Source organism: Novosphingobium sp. FG137 (genome assembly GCF_057809735.1).
On sequence record NZ_JBMDKN010000001.1, the window covers coordinates 715,470 to 731,201 of the forward strand.

15 protein-coding genes and 1 tRNA gene are annotated in these 15,732 nt (G+C 64.9%); 5 read left to right on the forward strand and 11 right to left on the reverse strand.

Annotated features, from left to right (window positions below; genetic code table 11):
- The 3 genes from ACODS2_RS03245 to ACODS2_RS03255 all read right to left on the reverse strand — a co-directional run bounded on the left by ACODS2_RS03245 (nt 1) and on the right by ACODS2_RS03255 (nt 3,574).
- A complete protein-coding gene (locus ACODS2_RS03245; RefSeq protein WP_298164986.1) occupies nt 1–1,560 on the reverse strand; it encodes a long-chain-fatty-acid--CoA ligase in 1,560 nt (519 codons plus the stop codon).
- A 10-nt stretch (nt 1,561–1,570) separates the two neighbouring features.
- Nucleotides 1,571–2,671, reverse strand: coding sequence for an NAD(P)-dependent alcohol dehydrogenase (locus ACODS2_RS03250; protein WP_488997537.1), 1,101 nt, complete (start codon nt 2,669–2,671; stop codon nt 1,571–1,573).
- Nucleotides 2,672–3,382: 711 nt separating this feature from the next.
- Nucleotides 3,383–3,574, reverse strand: a complete 192-nt coding sequence (locus ACODS2_RS03255; RefSeq protein WP_298171867.1) for a hypothetical protein — start codon at nt 3,572–3,574, stop codon at nt 3,383–3,385.
- On the opposite strand from ACODS2_RS03255, the gene ACODS2_RS03260 reads away from it, so the two are divergent.
- The 3 genes from ACODS2_RS03260 to mobF all read left to right on the forward strand — a co-directional run bounded on the left by ACODS2_RS03260 (nt 3,573) and on the right by mobF (nt 7,702).
- The gene (locus ACODS2_RS03260; protein WP_298171870.1) at nt 3,573–3,962 is read left to right on the forward strand and encodes a single-stranded DNA-binding protein; all 390 of its coding nucleotides are present in this window, start codon (nt 3,573–3,575) and stop codon (nt 3,960–3,962) included. The genes ACODS2_RS03255 and ACODS2_RS03260 overlap by 2 nt on opposite strands.
- A gap of 497 nt (nt 3,963–4,459) precedes the next feature.
- A complete protein-coding gene (locus ACODS2_RS03265; protein WP_298171872.1) occupies nt 4,460–4,765 on the forward strand; it encodes a hypothetical protein in 306 nt (101 codons plus the stop codon).
- A gap of 3 nt (nt 4,766–4,768) precedes the next feature.
- Complete coding sequence (gene mobF, locus ACODS2_RS03270) at nt 4,769–7,702, forward strand: MobF family relaxase (protein ID WP_488997538.1); 2,934 nt, start codon at nt 4,769–4,771, stop codon at nt 7,700–7,702.
- A 13-nt stretch (nt 7,703–7,715) separates the two neighbouring features.
- Here the strand turns inward: mobF and ACODS2_RS03275 are convergent, their stop codons facing one another.
- Nucleotides 7,716–9,002 (reverse strand): tyrosine-type recombinase/integrase, encoded by a 1,287-nt coding sequence (locus tag ACODS2_RS03275; RefSeq protein ID WP_298171878.1) that lies wholly within the window; start codon nt 9,000–9,002, stop codon nt 7,716–7,718.
- Nucleotides 9,003–9,159: 157 nt separating this feature from the next.
- Nucleotides 9,160–9,252, reverse strand: a tRNA-Ser gene (locus ACODS2_RS03280).
- 256 nt (nt 9,253–9,508) lie between these two features.
- Here ACODS2_RS03280 and ACODS2_RS03285 point away from each other — a divergent pair.
- Both ACODS2_RS03285 and ACODS2_RS03290 read left to right on the forward strand, forming a co-directional pair.
- Nucleotides 9,509–10,312, forward strand: coding sequence for a DUF1134 domain-containing protein (locus tag ACODS2_RS03285; protein WP_488997539.1), 804 nt, complete (start codon nt 9,509–9,511; stop codon nt 10,310–10,312).
- 61 nt (nt 10,313–10,373) lie between these two features.
- On the forward strand, nt 10,374–11,546 hold the full coding sequence (locus ACODS2_RS03290) for an amino acid aminotransferase (protein ID WP_488997540.1): 1,173 nt from the start codon (nt 10,374–10,376) through the stop codon (nt 11,544–11,546).
- 21 nt (nt 11,547–11,567) lie between these two features.
- Here the strand turns inward: ACODS2_RS03290 and ACODS2_RS03295 are convergent, their stop codons facing one another.
- Genes ACODS2_RS03295 through ACODS2_RS03320 form a run of 6 tightly spaced genes read right to left on the reverse strand, consistent with a single transcriptional unit; the run spans nt 11,568 to nt 15,731 of the window.
- The gene (locus ACODS2_RS03295) at nt 11,568–12,365 is read right to left on the reverse strand and encodes a COG4705 family protein (RefSeq protein WP_488997541.1); all 798 of its coding nucleotides are present in this window, start codon (nt 12,363–12,365) and stop codon (nt 11,568–11,570) included.
- Nucleotides 12,366–12,368: 3 nt separating this feature from the next.
- Entirely contained in the window at nt 12,369–12,992 is a 624-nt protein-coding gene (locus ACODS2_RS03300) for a riboflavin synthase (protein WP_488997542.1), read from the reverse strand.
- 16 nt (nt 12,993–13,008) lie between these two features.
- Nucleotides 13,009–13,983, reverse strand: a complete 975-nt coding sequence (gene ribD / locus ACODS2_RS03305) for a bifunctional diaminohydroxyphosphoribosylaminopyrimidine deaminase/5-amino-6-(5-phosphoribosylamino)uracil reductase RibD (protein ID WP_488997906.1) — start codon at nt 13,981–13,983, stop codon at nt 13,009–13,011.
- Nucleotides 13,980–14,462 carry a hypothetical protein gene (locus tag ACODS2_RS03310; RefSeq protein ID WP_488997543.1) on the reverse strand — a complete coding sequence of 161 codons (483 nt, stop codon included), beginning with the start codon at nt 14,460–14,462 and terminating at the stop codon, nt 13,980–13,982. Before ACODS2_RS03310 ends, ribD begins: the two co-directional genes overlap by 4 nt.
- A 52-nt stretch (nt 14,463–14,514) precedes the next feature.
- The gene (locus tag ACODS2_RS03315; protein WP_488997544.1) at nt 14,515–15,264 is read right to left on the reverse strand and encodes a M48 family metallopeptidase; all 750 of its coding nucleotides are present in this window, start codon (nt 15,262–15,264) and stop codon (nt 14,515–14,517) included.
- Complete coding sequence (locus tag ACODS2_RS03320; RefSeq protein ID WP_488997545.1) at nt 15,261–15,731, reverse strand: YcgN family cysteine cluster protein; 471 nt, start codon at nt 15,729–15,731, stop codon at nt 15,261–15,263. The genes ACODS2_RS03315 and ACODS2_RS03320 overlap by 4 nt, the downstream gene beginning before the upstream one ends.
- Nucleotide 15,732: the final 1 nt, after the last annotated feature.

Below are 15,732 nucleotides of genomic sequence, written 5' to 3' on the forward strand. Positions count from 1 at the left end.
TCACGCGACCTGGCGCGTGGCCCGTTCCCAGTGCGGCGCGCGCAGGTCCTTCTTAGAAACCTTGCCCGATGGCACCAGCGGGAAGCTTTCCATGAACGTCACTCGCTTGGGCACTTTGTAGCCCGCCAGCAGCGTTCGTGCATGTGCGATCAGCGCGGCTTCATCGAGCCCGCTATCGGGCTGGCGGATAACGCAGGCCATCACCGCTTCGCCCCACCGCGCATCGGGCACGCCGATCACTGCGACTTGCGCCACCTCCGGGTGGGTTGAAAGCGCGTTCTCCACCTCGGCGCAATAGATGTTCTCGCCGCCCGAGACGATCATGTCCTTGACCCGGTCGACGATGTAGTAAAGCCCCTCTGAATCGCGGCGCGCCACATCGCCGGTGCGGTACCAGCCATTTTGCAGAACTTTGGCAGTGGCATCGTCCTGTTTCCAGTACCCAGCGGTGATGGCAGGCGCACGTGCGATCAGTTCGCCTGGTTCACCCTCGGGTACATCGTTCCCAGCGGCATCGACGATGCGCAGTTCGATCAGCGGCAGCGGGCGGCCGCAGCTTTGCAGCTTGGCCTCGTCCTCTAGGTCATGTTCGCCTGGCCTGAGGATCGTGAACGCCCCGCAGGCTTCGGTGGCACCATAGAACTGCATGAACGCACAAGGCATCTGCGCGATGGCGCGCCGGATTAGGCCCAGCGAAATCGGCGATCCTGCATAGAGCACGAGCCGCAGAGACGAGAAATCGGTCTCGGCCGCGCGCGGATGATCGAGCAGCATCTGGATCATCGTCGGGGTAAGGGTCAGCAAGGTCGGACGGTCGCGCTCGATTGTCTCGCAAATCACGCCGGGATCGAATTGGCGCACGATCGAGACCGCCACGCCGTTATACAGGCACTGGAACGCAATGCCGATCGAGAGCAGATGGAAATTGGGCAACGGGTTTATGAATATATCGCCCTCGTGCCATTCGTAGGCGGGCTCGAGATGCTCGCACAGACGCATCCGGTTGAACGCGCCGTGGCTCAGCATCACGCCCTTGGGTTTGCCCGTGGTGCCCGAGGTATAGAGCTGGATGGCAACGTCTTCCTCGCTGATGAACAGGTCGGGCTTTGTCGTACTATCGCCGGAATAGCGGCGTTCTAACGTGTCTTCACCATCGAACCAAATCACCTCGACCGCACACCCTGAAACTTCCGCTGCGGCGTTCCACAGGTCTGCCAGCGTGCGCTCGACGAATACAATTCGCGCTGTGCTGTCGTCGATGAGCTGCGCCAGTTCGGCGGCCGAAAGACGCCAGTTGAAGGGAACGAAGGCGGCGCGCGTGCGGGCCGTGGCGGTCAGCGCAAAGTAGAAATCGGGGCTGTTGAGGCCAAGGAAGCCGATCCGGTCGCCCGGCTCCGCACCATGCGCCAGCAGGCCGTTCGCAATGCGGTTGGAAACCGCATCATACTCGGCAAACGAGATCGTGCGATCCCCTTGAACCAGCGCGCGCCGCCCGGGCGCGGTGCGCGCATGGTATTCGATGAATTCGCCGAGCGTCCTGACTTCGGGATAGAGCCACATGGGTGTGTCCTCAATCGATGAGCAGCACGGCCTTGACGCATTTCCCGTGGTGGGCATCGTCGATGGCCTCGTTGATCTGGTCCAGGCGATAGGTCTTGATAAACGCCTCGATCGGAAGTCGCCCCGCTTTGTGGTGCGCGATCAGTTCGGGGAGGAACACCGCTGGTTCGGAATCGCCCTCGATGATCCCGCGCACCGTGCCGCCCTGGGTGATGAACTGTACGACGGGAACTGGCAGCGCGGCATCGAGCGAGCCCGGCACGCCGAGCAGCCCGATCCGGCCGCGATTGGCAATCATGTTCACACTCTGCACGACGACCGGCATAAAGCCGCTGGTGTCGATCACCATGTCCGCACCTTCGGGAATGATGCCCCGAACCGCAGTGGCCATATCGCCTTGTCCGTCGAGCACATGGGTTGCACCGAGCTGCAATGCTAGCGTGCGGCGGCCCTTCTGCGGCTCGATTACGATGATCGTTGCGCATCCGGCAATCTGTCCACCCAACACAGCGGAGAGACCGACGGCACCCGCACCGAGCACTACGAGTGCTTCGCCTGCCTTTGCGCCGAGAGAGCGCAGGACGCCGCCCACGCCAGTCTGAATACCGCAACCCAGCGGCGCGAGGACCGCGAGATCGGTGTCGTCATCAACCTTGAGGACGTTGCGCTCGTTTGCGATTGCGAGCGAAGCGAACGATGACTGGCCGAAGAAGTTGTCGGAAATCTCCTTCCCACCGCGGGTTACGCGGCTTGATCCGTCGCCGCGCGCAGCGATCATGTTGAGCGTAACGAAGTGGCTGCAATAAGCTGGTTCATGGCGCTCGCACGGCTTGCAGGCGCCGCACGAATTGAACGTAAGCAACACCTTGTCTCCCGGCTTCACGCCGGTCACACCTTCGCCGACTGCATCGACGATGCCGGCGCCCTCGTGGCCGAGAATGGCAGGGAACTGCAGCCCCATCGCGCCCGAGGCGACCACCAGATCGGTATGGCAGATGCCCGCTGCCTTGATCGCGACGCGCACTTCGCCGGCCTGCGGCTGCGCCACGTCGACCGCCTCAATCGAGAACGGGCCATTGGGCTGGTTGAGAACGGCGGCGATGGCGTTCATGGCATTAGGTCCTTGTCATCTTTGCTGGTACGGATCGCATCTTGGCGGGGCGTGAGATAGCAATGGCTGAGCTATGCCGCGCATTTTGGCGACGCGTGGAATGCCGCCGTGAGTCAGAGAGTTCCTGTGGTCTTGATGGCCGTCGTTCGAGACAAAACCACATCACTCACCTCTTTGCCCGTACTCGCTGACCCGCGCGCCGATGCCTTCAACGAATCATATCACAACCAGTAAACAAGTGTACAGTAAGTTCTTCGGAAAACCGCGAATGCTGCGCTAACATGGCCGAGCGGACGTCTGATCCTGCCGGCGTCATGCGGCAGCCGACGAGCACTCCAGTCCCGTCACCATCATCCCTATCTCACGTCGTCGGGTTCGAATTACCGCGTCGACCGCGGAGGGATATGCCGGTCGACATGAGTTCTCCCACGAAACATTCTTAGTGGCTTTCCCGCGGCCATAAGGCAAAAATGCGTCCCATCGAAGGACAGCTGAGTTGAGCATGGACTCGCACAGCAATGGCTGAACAGGGGGAGACCATGCGCCAGTATCTCGTCATCGCGTACGACATCGGGGGGGGGCACGAAAGCGCACCGCCGAGGTGAGACGCGTGGCCCGGTAGCGGGGCAAGTTCAGGGCGAACCATAGCCGCCAAATGCGGGACACCCCGGGGCCATCCGGCTCTTCGCGAACCCCTCCCTGAAGGCGCCGTCAGCCCCTCGCAACCCCGATCCGGCCGGCCGTGTTACCCGGCTTTGCCGGGCTGCCCGCACCACCCGCCCTGATCGAGGTTCCCCTCCCGTCGCCTTCGGCGTCGTCCGGTGCGAGCGTCTGCCGCCCCCTTCTGACGGTCAGTTCGCAGCCGGGATGGCCCCGGACCTGCGCGATCAGGAGAAGACCCATGACCAATCTCGTTATCCTCGTCGGCCGCATCGCACGCGATCCCGAGACCCGCACCACCGCCGGTGGGACCAGCATCACCAGCCTCTCGGTCGTGACCGACCGGCCCGCCCGCAAGGACGCCAAGACCTACAGGCAAGAGAACGGCTACACCGCCAAGGACAGCGAGTTCCACCGGATCACCAGCTTCAATGGCCTCGGCCAGAACGTCGCGAAGTTCTGCAGCAAGGGCCAGCTGGTCACGGTCGAGGGCCGCATCCACTACACCCAGTGGGAAGACCAGGACGGCACCAAGCGCTACGGCTGCGAGATCCTCGCCGACAAGGTCGACTTCCTGACCAAGGGCCGCGGCACCTCCGGCGACAGCGCGCTCGACATCGACGAAGACTGAAGGGCACATCCCTCTCGAACAAGGCCCCGGCAGAGCGATCTGCCAGGGCCTTCTTTGTGCTTGGGCAGCAATCGACAGCGCGGGGGCACCGAGCCCCACACGCCGCCGTGAGCCGGTGGCAATCGTACCGACAGGCCAGCGCCTGAGGGCGGCCTGAGGATCCGCTGGTCCTGCTGCCCTTGTTCCGTTCGATCCATACTCCAGGAACATGAAACCGCGCCGATTATAAGTGGGGAAGTCGGCACACCGTACCCGGGAGCCCGGTGTGCTGTATTGCGCAGAAATCCGCCACTTTTCTGTGTTTGGCGGCGCAGCGCCTGCATGATGTCATCTAATGTCAGCCCGGAATCTGCAAATCAGAGTGATTTGAATCTGAATACAGCTTTGTTTTGTAGACATAAAGTGGCGCTTTCCTACAGCCCGGCACTGGCAGTATCGTAAGGTCTCGATCTGGAGGGGTTTCCGGCCGAGGCGGCGGCCAACGTAAGTTGGAACCAATGCGTTTTGCGCTTCAATGCTACGTCGATGAGAGCCTGCACGAAGCGGTGAAGGCCGCCGCTGCGGCATCCCACATGAGCGTCAGCCAATGGCTAAAACTGGCAGTGATCGGGACCATCGAAGGTCACGACGAGGCTGCGTTTCGGGACCGGTTGATGTCCCAAGTGCTCTTCGCAGCCACTGCGACCGAAGGCCTTCTGCTGGTTCATGCCGACAAGGATTTGCGAACGCGAGTTCAGGTCGCGCATGGCAAGCGGCTGCGCGAATATCGCGAGCGGATAGCTCCCACCAAGCGGGGGGCTTGAGCCATGCTCTCGGTCGCCAATGTGCGCTCTGCTGGCGGTGCTGCGAGCTACTTCGCCAAGGACAATTACTATGCCTCTGCCGATGCGGATCGGTCGGGCCTATGGGTCGGCAAGGGTGCCGAGCGGCTGGGCCTGTCCGGCACCGTCGAGCCGCGTGCCTTCGAGGCGATCCTGCGCGGCGAACTCCCCAATGGCGGGCGCATCGGGAGAGAAGGCGCTGCCCACCGCGCGGGCACGGACCTGACCTTCTCGCTGCCCAAAAGCTTTTCGATGCTCGCGCTCGTTGGCAAAGATCAGCGCATCGTCGATGCCTACCGCGAAGCGGTGATCGAGACGCTGCAATGGGCCGAACGGAACGCCGCCTTCATGCGCGTGGAGCAGGCCGGCAAGGAACGTCAGGTCCAGACCGACAACCTGACCGTGGCGCTGTTCCAGCACGACACAAACCGCAGTCAGGAACCCAATCTCCACTTCCACGCCGTTGTCGCAAACATGACGCAGGCTAAAGACGGAACATGGAAGGCGCTGCGCAATGACCGGCTGTGGGAGTTCAATACGCTGCTTAATGCCATGACCATGGCGCGCTTCCGGGTCGAAGTTGAGAGGCTGGGATACCGCATTGGCGACGTCGGCAAGCACGGTAACTTCGAAGCCAGCGGGATCAGCCGTGAGGCGGTTATGGCGTTCTCGACGCGGCGGCAGGAGGTGCTGGAAGCCCGGCGCGGCAGCGGGCTTGAGGCTGGGTTGATCGCAACTCTGGCGACGCGTTCCGCCAAGCAGCACGACGTTGATCGAGGTGCCCTCCAGTCGCAGTGGCAGAACCATGCATGGGGGCAGGGCCTCGATCTTGAAGGTATGGTGCGCGATGCCCGTGAGCGATCGGCAGCCATGGCACTTGTCGCGCAGCGGCGGGACCAAGATCGCCCGTCGATCGCAGAACGCGGTAAGGTGATGGTGTTCGAACTGGCCGAGCGTCTTGGCCTCAAGCAAGGTGATCCCTTGGTCCCGGCGCGCATCCATCTGAGACCCGCGCAGGAGATCGCCGCAGCCCATGCCGTGGCCTCGGCCGTGCGCCACCTGTCCGAGCGCGAGGCCGCCTTCAAGGTCACCGATCTTGCCAAGGCGGCGCTCGATTTTGGCCTGCCTACGACCATGCCGCTGATCGAGAAGCGCATCATGCAGCTTGCGGATCAGGGCGCGCTGAGCAAAGGGCGCGGTACCATGCACGGCTGGCTCACCACGACCGATGCGGCAGCGCTGGAAAGCCGCATGCTGGCCGAGATCGAGAAGGGCAAAGGCGCAGCAATGCCGATCCTGACAAGCGACGTCGCAGGGCACCAGTTGCAGGCCGCAGCCAGCTTCAACTTCGGCATGACGCTCAATGCGGGACAGGAAGCTGCTGGCAGGATGATCCTGTCATCGACCAACCGGATTGTCGCCGTGCAAGGGGTGGCGGGGGCTGGCAAATCCAGCTTGCTGCGCCCCACTTCGCAGATCCTGAGCGAGAACGGCAAACGCGTTATCGGGCTAGGCGTACAGAACACGCTGGTGCGGATGCTGGAGCGTGAGACGAGCATTCCGTCGATGACGATGCACCGGTTTCTCGGGCAGCACCGCAAGCTGCTCGATGGGAATGCGAGCAGGGCCGAGCTGGCGGACGCGCGGACTGCTTATCGTGACACCGTAATTGTGCTGGACGAAGCGTCGATGGTCTCAACCCGCGATCAAGACCGGTTGGTCCGGCTCGCCAACCTTCTCAATGTTGATCGCCTGGTTCTGATGGGCGACCCGAAGCAACTGGGAGCGGTCGAGGCGGGCAAGCCCTTTGCGCTGGCACTGGCCGCGGGCACCGAGACCGCGCGCATGGACACCAATCTCAGGGCGCGATCGGAGACATTGCGGCTCGCTCAGGCGGCAGCGCAGCAGGGGCGCACCGGTGAGGCGCTGGAGCACCTCAGGGATCATACCGTCGAGGTGAGCGAGAACGGAGCTATCCTTGCTGCCGAGCGCTGGCTGTCGCTCCCGCACGTCGAGCGCGAGCGGACGGGTATCTATGTCTCGGGCCGGCAGTTACGCGATGAGGTGAATGCCGCAGTGCAGACAGGCCTCGCAGCCAATGGCGAGATCGGTCCCGACGCCGTGAGCCTCACCGTACTCTCCCGCATCAATACTACGCGCGAGGAACTTCGGCATATCCGGACATATGAGCCTGGCATGGTGCTGGAACTGGCAACCCGGCAGTCACGTCAGCATCTGGCCAAAGGGCGCTACGACGTCGTCAAAGTGGACGCGGGCAGGGGCGTTGTCGAACTTCGGGATGTCGGCGGCCGACATCACACGTTCGCCCCCTCGCGCCTTGGCGCGACCGGAAACAATCAGGCAATACAATTGCATGAACGTAAGCCGCTCACGCTTTACACCGGCGATACCATCCGGTGGACCGCCAACGATCACCAGCGCGCGCTGATCAATGCCGACAGGGCCGCGATCACCGCCATTACGCCCGACAGCGTGACCGTGCGTACGTCGACAGGCATGGAGCAGTCGCTCAAGTCTGACGACCCGATGCTGGCCCGGATCGATCTGGCCTATGCGCTCAATGCCCACATGGCGCAGGGGCTGACCACCGACAAAGGCATCGCGGTGATGGACAGCCAGACCCGCAAGCTGCTCTCCGCCCGCAACTTCCTTGTGACGATCACTCGCCTGCGTGACGAGCTAACCCTGATCGTCGACAACCGCGACAAGGTCGAGCTGGGCATCGGCCGCAACACGGGTGACAAGACTTCGGCGTTGGAGGTGACCGAGCGGCTCGGTGCGGCGGCGGCCAAAGGGCTGGAAGCTGGCAAGCCGCCAGAGCCCGAGACAGAGGCCAAAAGGCCGCCCGAGCTTGAACGCACGATCACGCGTGTGGTGCCTTTCGAGATGGGTATTTGATTTCGGGCTTGCCTTATCGGCTCGGCCAACCAAGCATCTTCGCTGGCTCAGGAAAAATCCCGAGCAACATTGCGCCCCATGCTTCGGTGATTTCGCGGCGGCGCTTGAGGTATGCGGCGCGATTGTAAGCACCCTCCGAACCCGACACACCTTCAGGGATGTGCGCCAGCATCAAATCTATGACATGGCGATCCCCCGGCGTGCCCCCGCGTTCGGCCCACTCGTTCATGATGGTCGAAAACGACGCTCGCCAGCCATGCGGCACATGCCGGCCCTGATAGCCGCAGCGGTTGTAGAAATAGCTCAACGTGTTCTCGCTCATCGGCATGCGTGCATTGCGGTTGCTGGGAAATATCAGCGGCCCGCGTCCCGTCAGCACATGCACTGCGCGCAGCACAGCCACCGCCTCGGCAGACAACGGCACCAGATGTTCAAACCCGTCGTCGTGCTTGAGCTCCAGCATGAGTTTCATCCGTGCGGCGGGCACGCGCCACAGCGCATCAGGGCAAGGCTCCTCGTTGTTCCAATCCACGTTCTCGATTTCGGTCCATGGCAGGGCCCGGATCATGCCGGGGCGCTGCGCGGTCAATGCCAGAAAGCGCGAAGCCAGCTTGGTAAGCGGCGAGGCGGCCTCCGCCTCGGTCTTGCGAATCATATCATGCAGAGCATCGATCGAGATAAGCGCCGGACGCTTGCGGGCGCGGGGCACCGGCTTCAGCGCCTTGGTGACCACGCCTGCCGGATCACGTGCTGCTGCGCCTTCAGCAATCGCATGCACAAACACTGCCGAGATCCTCTGGCGCACTCGGTGCGCCGTCTCTATAGCGCCCCGCTTCTCGATCTTTCGCAAGACCGAAAGTACCAGCGGCTCATCAATCTCGCGGATTGGCAGTTTGCCGATCCAAGGGAACACCTCTTTCTCGAGGCTGCCTATGACATCGCCTGCATGGATCGGCGTCCAGCGGCTCTCCTGCAGGTCATACCAGCCCCGTGCCAGCGCCTCGAAAGTGTTCCCCGAAGCAACCGTGCGCGCCACCTTGGCCTTCCGGGCTTCGAGTCCCGGATCGCGTCCCTCGGCCAGAAGCTTGCGCGCCGCAATCTTCCGATCACGCGCCAACTTGAGCGGAACTTCAGGGTAGCTTCCAAGGACAAGTCGCCGTTCCTTGCCAGCAAACCGGTACTTCATCCGCCAACTGCGATGGCCGAATTTGGTCACATAAAGGTACAAACCCTCAGAATCGGAGAGCTTGTAATCCTTGTCCTTCGCCTTGGCATTCTTGACGGTGAGTTCTGTGAGCATTGATGCCCCCGGAATTGCAATTGAGTGCCCCTTGAACGCCCCCGGATGGGCGTGGCTTCATAGGGATCAATTTGAACAAACAGGGAACAATATTGGCCGCAGAACGGCAGAAACGCAAGGAAAATGGGATGTTAGGGGAGCCTTGCAGATCGCAAGGTGGCGGAGACGGAGGGATTCGAACCCTCGGTACCGGTAATCCCAGTACGACGGTTTAGCAAACCGTTGGTTTCAGCCACTCACCCACGTCTCCGGATCGCAGCGGCGAGGGGGCGCTATAGCGAGGGAGTGGGGGGGCGGCAAGGGGCTTCCTGCGGTGTTTGCGGTCGCGATTCCGGCAAACGTCCGGGATTCGCCTCGGCGTGAAATCGACTCGGCTCATCGCCGGTTCATTGTGCCGGGGGAAGAGATGAGGGTCTGATAGGGTGACAAAGGGTCTGGCCCAAGCGCTGGTGCCGGGTGATCGGCGCCGAAGAACCGGCAAACGGCCGCAGGATAGGAATTGGGTGATGAAACTGAGCCGGAACATTGCGATCGCGCTCGCCGCTTTGGGACTGGTGCTTGGCACCGGTGCGCAGGCGCAAGTACAGCAGATCGATCCCAACACTGCGATCGATGGAGACTTGCCGGCAAAGCCGGGTTCGCAAGCACTTCCGCCGACTCCTGCTCAGCCGGCACCCTCGCCAAGCGCGCCGGCTGCACCTGTCGGAACGACGAGCACGGGCGATCCGGCATTTTCCTCCCCTGCTGCAGGCAGTGCGGCGGCGGGGCCGGGCATGGCCTCGATTCCGCCGGCGGCCGGTGCAGCCAAGGGCACTGCCGCCGATGGCACGACCTACCGCGAGGACGATCTCATCGGCGCGGCCGAGGGCGTGTTCGGCAAGGGTGCCAAGGGCCTGGCGCTGATGATCCAGGATATCCTCAAGAAGCAGGGCCAGCCCAATGCCTATATCACAGGGCGCGAGGCGGGCGGTGCGGTGGTCGTGGGGCTGCGCTATGGTTCGGGGACGCTGCACCACAAGATCGAGGGCGAACGGCCGGTGTACTGGACGGGGCCTTCGGTGGGCTTCGACCTTGGCGCCAATGCGGCGAACACCTTCGTGCTCGTCTACAACCTCAATGACTCCGAGGACTTGTTCAAGCGCTTCGGTGCAGGCGAAGGGCAGGCCTATTTCGTCGGCGGCTTCAATGTGAGCTATCTGCGGCGCGGCGATGTGGTGGTGATCCCGGTGCGCTTCGGCGCGGGGCTGCGGCTCGGGGTGAATGCGGGCTACATGAAGTTCAGCCGCACCCAGAAGTGGATGCCGTTCTGAGCGATTAGTGCATGCCCACAGCCCCTTGTGCCCGGCGCGGTTTGGGGGCAAAGGCGCGCCCATGCTCGAGACCCTGAACGCCCAGCCCGCCGATGCGCTGCTTGCGCTGATCAAGCTCCACAACGCCGATCCCCGGCCGACCAAGATCGACCTTGGTGTGGGCGTCTATCGCACAGGAGACGGCGACACGCCGGTGTTCGGCGCGATCAAGGCGGCCGAGCGCATTCTGCTCGAGACGCAGAATTCCAAGGCTTATCTCGGGCCTGAGGGCGACATGGGCTTTGTCCATGCGCTGATCCCTTACGTCTTCGGCACCGATTTCGACCGCAGCCGCGTCGAGGGGATGCAGGCTCCCGGCGGCACCGGCGCGGTGCGCCTCGCGGTGGAAGTGGCTGCGCGCGCGGGTGCGAAGCGGATCCTGATGGGCGTGCCTTCGTGGCCCAACCACGCGCAGATCGTGGCGGCGGTGGGCCTGGAGCTCAAGACTTTCAAGCATATGACGGCGGACGGCACGGCTGACCTTGAGGCGCTGCGCGCCGCGCTGGCCGATGCCGCGCCGGGCGATGTCGTGCTGCTCCATGGCTGCTGCCACAACCCAACCGGCGTCGATTACACGCCGGCGCAGTGGGACGAGATCGCGCCGATGGTGGCCGCTTCCGGCGTGCTGCCGCTGATCGACCTTGCCTATCAGGGGCTGGGCGACGGTATGGAAGCCGATGCCTATGGCCTGCGCAAGGTGCTTGCGGCTGTGCCGGAAGCGCTGGTCGCCTACAGCTGCGACAAGAATTTTGGCCTCTATCGCGACCGTGTCGGTGCGTTCTATGCGGTGACGAGCGATGCTGCGGCGCTGGCCAATGCCATGGGCAATGGCGCGACGATTGCGCGCGCGAGCTGGTCGATGCCGCCCGATCACGGTGCGGCGGCGGTGCGGCTGATCCTGGGTGATGCCACGCTCACCGCGCAGTGGATCGACGAACTCACCGCGATGCGCGCGCGCATGGCCGAAGTGCGCGAGCGGCTGGCTGCCGCGCAGCAGATCGGGCCGATCAACATGGCGCCGCTCGGGCACCAGAAGGGCCTGTTCTCGATGCTGCCGCTTTCGGGCGAGCAGATCATGGCGCTGCGCGAGAAGCACGGCGTCTATATGGCCGGATCGGGCCGCGTGAACATCGCGGGCCTGACGACCGGCAATATCGAAAGCTTCATCGGCGCGCTGCGCGATATCGCGGGCTGAACGGTCTGCGTTTTGCGCGCGCTAGTTGGCGCGCGCTTCCGGATGACGCCCCGCGCGCTGCGGCAGCACGAGGATCAGCAGTGCGATCAGCGCTGCGAGCAGGGCGGTGGCAAGCGGGCGGCTGATCTCAAGCCCGCCGCTTGCAAGGGGCTTGTCGAGGAAATCGCCCACGGTCGCGCCGAGCGGGCGGGTCAGGATGAAGGCGGCCCAGAACAGCACGACGCGGCTGGTGGTGGTGAACCAGACAAGCAGCGCAACCACGCCCAAGGCCGCACTGAACACTAGCGCGCCTCCGCCATAGCCTGCGCCGGCATCGGCCACCCAGTCTCCCAGCGCGGTTCCAAGCGTCTGCGAGAAGGTGATGGTGATCCAGTAATAGAGCTCGGCTGCAGGAGTAGCCACGGTATCGGCCGCGATGGTGCCGAGGCTGCGGTACCAGACAAGGAGCGAGGCGAGCACGCAGGCCAGCAGTAGCAACGAGCCGCCGGGGTAACCGATCCCGAGCGAGCGGGTGGCAAAGTCTGCCAGCGTGGTGCCCGCCGTAGTGGAGGCGATGATCGTGGCCCAATAGAGCCAGGGCGCAAAGCGGCTCGCACGGATCTGCAACCAGACAAGGAGTGCGAGCGCCGCGCCGAAGATCAGCGTGCCGACAAGGTATCCGTTGAGCCCCGCAGCCCCCGCGTCAGGCGTCGTCTCGCCCAGCCAGGTCATCGAGACGGTATCGCCGCCAGTTTCGCCCAATGTTGTGGCGAGAATCTTGATCAGCCAGAAGCCGAGCGTGATCGCGGGGACCTTGGCTTCGGTGCTGATCCTCGCCATGTCTCAGCCCGCCGAAGCGAGGCTTTGCATCCGCTTCAGGTAGCGAGCGAGGACGTCGATCTCGAGGTTCACTTCGCGGCCCGGCGCGAGCGTGCCCAGCGTGGTCACTTCGGCGGTGTGCGGGATGATGTTGAGCATGAAGTGGCACGCACCGTCCGGCTGGTCAGCCAGATCGTTGACGGTGAGCGAGACGCCGTCGACGGTGATCGAGCCTTTGGCCGCGATGTAGGGTGCCAGTTCGGGCGGGGCCGCCACGACCACGTGCCACGAGCCGCCGGTCTGATCGACCGAGACGACATGGCCGACGGCATCGACATGGCCGGTGACGATATGGCCACCGAGTTCGTCACCCAGCTTGAGCGCGGGTTCGAGATTGAGCGGGGCATGTTCGTGCCACTGCGCCGGGGCGGTGCGGCTGATCGTCTCGCCCGAGACGTCAACCGCGAACCAGCTGTCCCCCGCCGTGCCACCGCGATCAACGACGGTCAGGCAGACGCCCGAGCAGGCGATCGAGGCGCCGATGGCGATCTTCGACGAGTCCATTGCGCAGGCAATCGTCACGCGCGTATCGCCCTTGGTGGCGATGGCGCGGATGCGGCCGACTTCGGTGACGATGCCTGTGAACATGGGTCTGTGGTCTCCTTCAGCGGGTCCGGTCGTAGACGTCGAGCGTATCGCTGCCAAGCCGCCGCTGATCGATCAGGCACCACCGGCCATGTGCCTCGGCGAGGGAGGCGAGGCCGATCTCGCCGAGGCCGCGCTGGCCTGCGCCGATCAGGATGGGGGCGCGGTAGAGCAGCAGGCGATCGATGCGGTCTGCGGCGAGGAAAGCGGCGGCAGCGCCCGCGCCGCCTTCGATGAGGAGATACTGCGCCTCGCCGAAGCGGCCGTCCGCCGGATCGGCGATAGCCTGCCAGCCTTCAGGCGCGGTGCCGCGCGTGAGCACCCAGCGTGCGGGGCTGCGCGCTGCGAGGCCGGGGAGGCGCACATCGAGCCGGGGCGAATCGGCGCGCAGCGTCTCGCCGCCGACGAGGATGGCATCGCAGCGGGCTCGCGTGGCATGGCCGTGGGCGCGCGCTTCGGGGCCGGTGATCCACTGGCTGGTGCCATCGGCCATCGCGATGCAGCCATCGAGCGAGGTGGCGAGCTTGAGGGTCGTGTGCGGGCGGCCAAAGTGGGCGCGGGTGAGGTAGCCTTCAAGCGAGCGCAGGGCGGCAGGCGAGGGGACCAGCTCCGCCGTGATGCCCGCTTCGCGCAGCAGCGCGATTCCCGCGCTGGCGGTGCGCGGATCGGGATCCTCGCAACCGATCACCACGCGGGCGAGCCCGGCATCGCGCAAGCTGTGCGCGCAGGCAGGGCCGCGCGGGCTATCGTGGGCGCAGGGTTCGAGCGTGACGTAAGCAGTGGCACCGCGCGCTTGGGCCCCGGCCTGCGCCAAGGCCTGCGCCTCTGCATGTGGGCGGCCGCCGGGCTGGGTCCAGCCGCGCCCGATCACGCGGCCATGCTTGACGATCAGCGCGCCGACAGCAGGGTTCGGGCTGCTGAGCGGGCGGCTGCGCGCGGCCAGCGCAGCGGCGGCATCCAGCCAGTCGGCATCACTGAAGGCCACCGGGTTCAGGGCGCCTTGGCGGTCGAGGGTGCGGGGGCGGCGGTTGGCTTCACTACCAGCCGGTCGAGCAGCGCCTTGTCGCGCGCCGCCGCAGCGCGGGCTTCGGCCTCGCGCTCGGCTTGCGCCTTACGGTCCATTGCCTCGGTATCAAGGCCGGTGGCGGCACCGACGGCCTTGTACATCTTGCGCACATCATCGGCGCGGGCCTGCTCGGCCGCAGCTTCGGCGCGGGCTTTCTTCGTTGCCTCGATATTGCCGGCGATGATTTCGGCATCACTGCGGTCGGCGCGCCAGCTTTCGAAGTAGATCACCTCGGGCGGGCGCGGCAGGCCGCGGCCGCCCTGCTGCCACATGACCGAGAAGATCCCGAGCGTGACCAGCATCGCCAGCGCCAGTGAGCGCAGGCGGTACTCGCTCGGCGCACCGAGGATCTGCCAGAGGTCCTTGGCGGCGCGCACCGGGGAGACGTTGCGGAAAAACTCTTTCATGACAGCCTAGATAGAGCTTGGTGCGGTCCTGCGCCAGTGCCTGGCGTGTCCACTAGCCGAAGGGGTGGTAGAGGCCGCGCCCCTCCGCCTTGAGCCAGCGATTGGCATGTTCGATCGGCGCTTCGTAAATCTCGTCGAGATGCGCGTGGAATGCCAGGCTGTGATCGAAGTGGGTCATGTGCGCCACTTCGTGCGCGACGACCGAGCGGCGCACGAAATCGGGGGCCATGACCAGCCGCCAGTTGATGCGGATCACGCCGCGGCTGCTGCAGCTGCCCCAGCGGCGGAGCGCGCGCGACAGCGCCAGTTTCGGCACCGGTTGACCGGCGCGGGCGCAGTAGTGGGCAAGGTCGGCGCCCGCCAGCCGCAGCGCTTCGGCTTCGAGCCAGCGGCGCAGGCGGCCCTCCATGCCATCGGCCGGACCGCCCAGCAAAAGCTGGCCGTCCGTGATTGCCGGGCGGCGCGGGGCACCCTGTCGCCATTCGACCCGCAGCGCCTCTCCGCGAACGGTAAGCGTGCAGCCGGGCTCGATCCGCGCCGGGGGCGGGATGCGCTCAAGCTGGGCGGCCAGCCAGTCGCGGCGCTGCTCGGCAAAGCGCAAGGCATCGGCACTGCGCCCCCATTCGGGCATCGAGATGCGGGCCTCGCTGCCATCGGGAGCAAGGCGCAAGGTGATGCGGCGCGCGGTGCGCAGGCGGCGGATCACCACCGGCAATTCGCGGTCTCCCACCATCAGCGTGCGGGGCGGCGGTGTTGGGCGCGCCGCGCGTCCCCGAGGTAGCAGGCGCGGCAGCGATATCATGCGTCCTTCGCCCCGAAGGCCAGGCCGTCCGGCACGATATGCTCCTCAAGCGGGCCAGCCAGCACTTCGCTCACCGCACGGCCGATCACCGAATGGCCAGTGCGGCGCACTTCCTCGCGGTCTCCGCATTCAAGGTAGTGCCAGGCGGGCAGGGGCTTGCCGTCCGCACGCAGGCGATAGGCGCAGGTCGCAGGCAGCCACGGCACCTCGCGAACCAGCCGGGGGGTGAGGCGCAGGCAATCAGGCACCATCGCCTTGCGGTGGCGATAATCCGAGCAGCGCCCGGTGGAGAGATCGAGCAGGCGGCAGGCGACGTTGGTGTGATGGACCTCGCCGGTGTCCTCGTCTTCCAGCTTGTGGAGGCAGCACTTGCCGCAGCCGTCGCACAGCGCTTCCCACTCATCGCGGGTCAGCGCCTCGATCGGCTTGTCCCAGAAACGGCCGGAAGATGGCGGCGAGCCGGGCATC